Below are 3,387 nucleotides of genomic sequence, written 5' to 3' on the forward strand. Positions count from 1 at the left end.
GATTTGCACCAACACCATCGGGATGGATACACTTAGGAAACGCTCGTACTGCCTTATTATCCTGGCTGCACGTTCGTTCCCTGGGCGGAACCTATATTTTGCGCATGGAAGATATTGATATGACGCGAGCTCGCAGCCAGTTGGCGCAAGGGATTATGGAAGACTTGCGCTGGATCGGGCTGAATTGGGACGAAGGACCCGACGTAGGCGGTCCCTACGGTTCCTACACTCAAAGCCAACGGCTGGAACGCTATCAGTCTGCATTGGAGAAACTACAGAGGCAAGATTTACTGTATCCTTGTTTTTGCAGTCGGGCCGACATTCTGGCCGCCGCCCATGCTCCACATGGACTGTCTGGTGAAGGGCCTGCGTATTCGGGGGTATGTCGTAAACTTAGCTCTCAAGATGTCGTAGCCAAAGCACAATATAAACTCCCTTCACTTCGCTATAAAGTACCGCAACATCCAGATGCCGTTATTTCGTTTCATGATCAGGTAGCAGGTCATGTGAGCTTCGGTGCGGCAGAGGGGGGCGATTTTATCGTCAAACGAGCCGACGGCATGTTTTCCTATCAGCTGGCTGTCGTTGTCGATGATGCGGATATGCATATGACCGACGTACTACGTGGGTATGATCTTCTCGATTCGACTCCCCGCCAGCTATTGCTGTACCAAGCTTTGGGGTTGCAGCCGCCACGTTTTGCACACGTTCCCCTTGTCCTAGGCCCTGATGGGCGAAGGCTGGCCAAACGACATGGTGGCGTAGCACTCCGAGCTATGCGCCGACAAGGGGTCACACCGGAAGCAGTCATTGGCTGGCTCGCCTATTTTTCAGGGCTGCTGGATTCACCTGAGCCTGTGAAGGCTGTGGATTTAATCGATGACTTTCATTTGGACAAACTGCCCAAAGAACCTGTCATCCTGACGAAACAATGCCTCATGAGATTATCTGCACTGCAACGGTAATGAGGTAAAGCACGGAGATTAAAGTGTACGGGCAGGGGCATCCGCCCTTTGCTCCTCTCGCTTCTATTCCTCCAATCGCTTACGCATAGCGGACTCATATTCATAAAATACAGACGACGTATTCAGCCCTCTTTCCTCCAGCAGCATACGGAGACGTAGTGATTTTTCAGTCAGCCTGCGGCTGATCCGTTGTTGCTCTCCTGCCTCATGACAAGCGTGAAGCAAATCACGTAGCTGGACACATTCCTTTTGTAATTGAAGCTCTTCCGGTAAAATGCCTGCATTCTTCAACAGCTTGTACGACATCCGCAGCTCCTCTGGAACATGTGACAAATCCTCGATCACCAGTGGCTTGCCCGCTCCCGGTAAATGATCAAATTCACCTTTGGCCATCGCCTCAGCAATCTTCTGCTCTGCCATTCTGGAGAACATCCCCATCGCCCCTTTCCACTCCTTGTATTAAACATCCTATGTACAATCTATATTAAAGAAACCTGGAGCCCTTTGCCACTGTAGCTTACATATCATTAGTATGTCCTGTTTCCATAAAAGAGAGAGGGGTTATTCTTCGATCCCAAGCAATTGGCATACTTGTACTCGATATTTTTTGGCCTTACGTGTTCCATGAATGAGATTAGACAAGCGACTAGCAGGAATATGGTAGGTATCACAAAATGTTCTCTGATCCATTTGCCTCTCGACTAGCTTTTCTTTGATTTTCCAGCCAAAAGGGGTTACAGGATTTCGTTTGTTCAACAACGTTACCACCTCTCATAGTATAATTTGGATTGGGGTTCGCATTCTTCCTTCAAAAGCACGTCATGCACACACATTAGCTAAAATTTCATTTTGCAGGTTTGGTATTGATTCAATAGTTCATCCAGTTTCTTGGACTGTTCAATCACTTTGGGATGCGTTAAAAATCCGTATTTCTTCTGGACTTGGTACAGTCTTTTTCTGGCCCGTTCGACACGAAGTAAAGTCACACCTGGATTCATCAGCATGATTCCCCCTTCTGTGTCATATCCTAATACAAAACGTAAACTTTTGGATTTTTTGATAATTTGCTCGACAAAAAAAGTGCTTCTGGAGCATTCCAGAGGCACTTTTTCACGTTTTATGTTTATTTAAAATGCAACAGACTCCCACAAGCTAAACTTCAAATCCAAATACATTTTATTTATTCAGCTTGGAATCAACACTGAGAAATGATTGATTACTTCTAATAATAAAATAATCTTTCTTTTCGCCCTTCTCTAACTAAACTCTCATACTTTGTACACAATCTAAAGTCTGCAAATTGTTTGAACTGCTCAAATAATCTTATACAGCTAATGAAAAAGGCTTCTTTGTTAATGATTAATGATTTAGATAAAACGTCTAGTAAGTATTTAAATCCATATGAGTAATTACCTTTATTTAAGTAGTATTTAGCCAGTTCATATTTAAAACGTGTTGATTGTTCTGGAACCACTTGATGAGTGTACATATCAGCAGATAATTGCTGTTGGGTGATCGAATCAATCTCCGTTTCGAACTGCTGAAGTATGTCATCTACATCAACTTGATATCGGTTAGCCGCCATCATAATGTTCAACAGTTTTGTAACCATTTCTTTTTCAGAAGCATCTGGCGATGCAGCAATATATTCAACATAATTGTTTAGTACACTTATATCTCCAGATAATAGTTTATAGGTGTAGATATTACCTTCTGCCCAATCTTGAAACTGTTTAATCCAATGCAGAGTATCCTCGTCAGTCTCTTTGACCCAATCTAAATTAGCGTAGGCGTATGTATATTCTAATGCCTGCTCATAATCGCCTTTGGCCTCATATACACTGGCACACAGTAAATCAGAATATGTAATGTACACAAACAATGGACGGCTCAGCCTCTTTTCAATTTCCGCAGGCTTTCGTTTTTTCTGCTGATGCTCTAATGTATATTGGATTTCCGCTTTATCTCTCATTTTTCGAGCGGTCACATCAAGCCTGTCCCATAAGCGCAAAGATCGATACACATTCGCCAAATCTTTAAGCGCATCAAGCTGGTCTATTTCATCCAGACGTTCCACGAAGGGTTCAAATAGCGTTGCTGCCTTGAGATTACGGCTTTGGTCGTCTCCAACTTGAATTGAGAATATACGATATTGGCAGGTGGCCAAGCGTTCAGAATGCTGATATTTCTCCACTTCTGCGACATTCTCATAGAGAGGCAGCGCAGCAGCATGTCGTCCCTGTTCAAATAATGCTTCTGCAACATCAAATAGCCTGGACGCATACAGCGGATTATCCATGATATGTCCAACCATTCGACGGATTGCATCCAGCTTGTCCAGCTCCGCACAACGATACAATAATGGCTCGATTCGCCTAAAATTCGGGGAAAGGTCAATAATGTAATTTTCTATGTATAGATC

Annotated in this window: 5 protein-coding genes; 1 reads left to right on the forward strand and 4 read right to left on the reverse strand. The window is 43.9% G+C overall.

Translation table 11 applies throughout. From position 1 onward, the window contains the following. Positions 1 to 965: tRNA glutamyl-Q(34) synthetase GluQRS (gluQRS, locus tag GRP75_RS22080; RefSeq protein ID WP_202404256.1), on the forward strand; the 965-nt coding region annotated here is incomplete at its 5' end. Between the two features lie 63 nt (positions 966 to 1,028). Here the strand turns inward: gluQRS and GRP75_RS22085 are convergent. The 4 genes from GRP75_RS22085 to GRP75_RS22100 all read right to left on the reverse strand — a co-directional run. Next, positions 1,029 to 1,403, reverse strand: a complete 375-nt coding sequence (locus GRP75_RS22085) for a DnaJ family domain-containing protein (RefSeq protein WP_069080479.1) — start codon at positions 1,401 to 1,403, stop codon at positions 1,029 to 1,031. A gap of 123 nt (positions 1,404 to 1,526) precedes the next feature. Then, the gene (locus tag GRP75_RS22090; RefSeq protein ID WP_053326560.1) at positions 1,527 to 1,721 is read right to left on the reverse strand and encodes a Rha family transcriptional regulator; all 195 of its coding nucleotides are present in this window, start codon (positions 1,719 to 1,721) and stop codon (positions 1,527 to 1,529) included. A gap of 80 nt (positions 1,722 to 1,801) precedes the next feature. Beyond that, positions 1,802 to 1,969: an aspartyl-phosphate phosphatase Spo0E family protein gene (locus tag GRP75_RS22095; RefSeq protein WP_013310005.1), complete on the reverse strand. Its 168-nt coding sequence runs from the start codon at positions 1,967 to 1,969 to the stop codon at positions 1,802 to 1,804. 218 nt (positions 1,970 to 2,187) lie between these two features. Beyond that, positions 2,188 to 3,387: transcriptional regulator (locus GRP75_RS22100; RefSeq protein ID WP_237449140.1), on the reverse strand; the 1,200-nt coding region annotated here is incomplete at its 5' end.

The sequence above is a fragment of the Paenibacillus sp. OT2-17 genome (assembly GCF_009827695.1).
In the GTDB taxonomy this organism is placed as follows: domain Bacteria; phylum Bacillota; class Bacilli; order Paenibacillales; family Paenibacillaceae; genus Paenibacillus; species Paenibacillus polymyxa_B.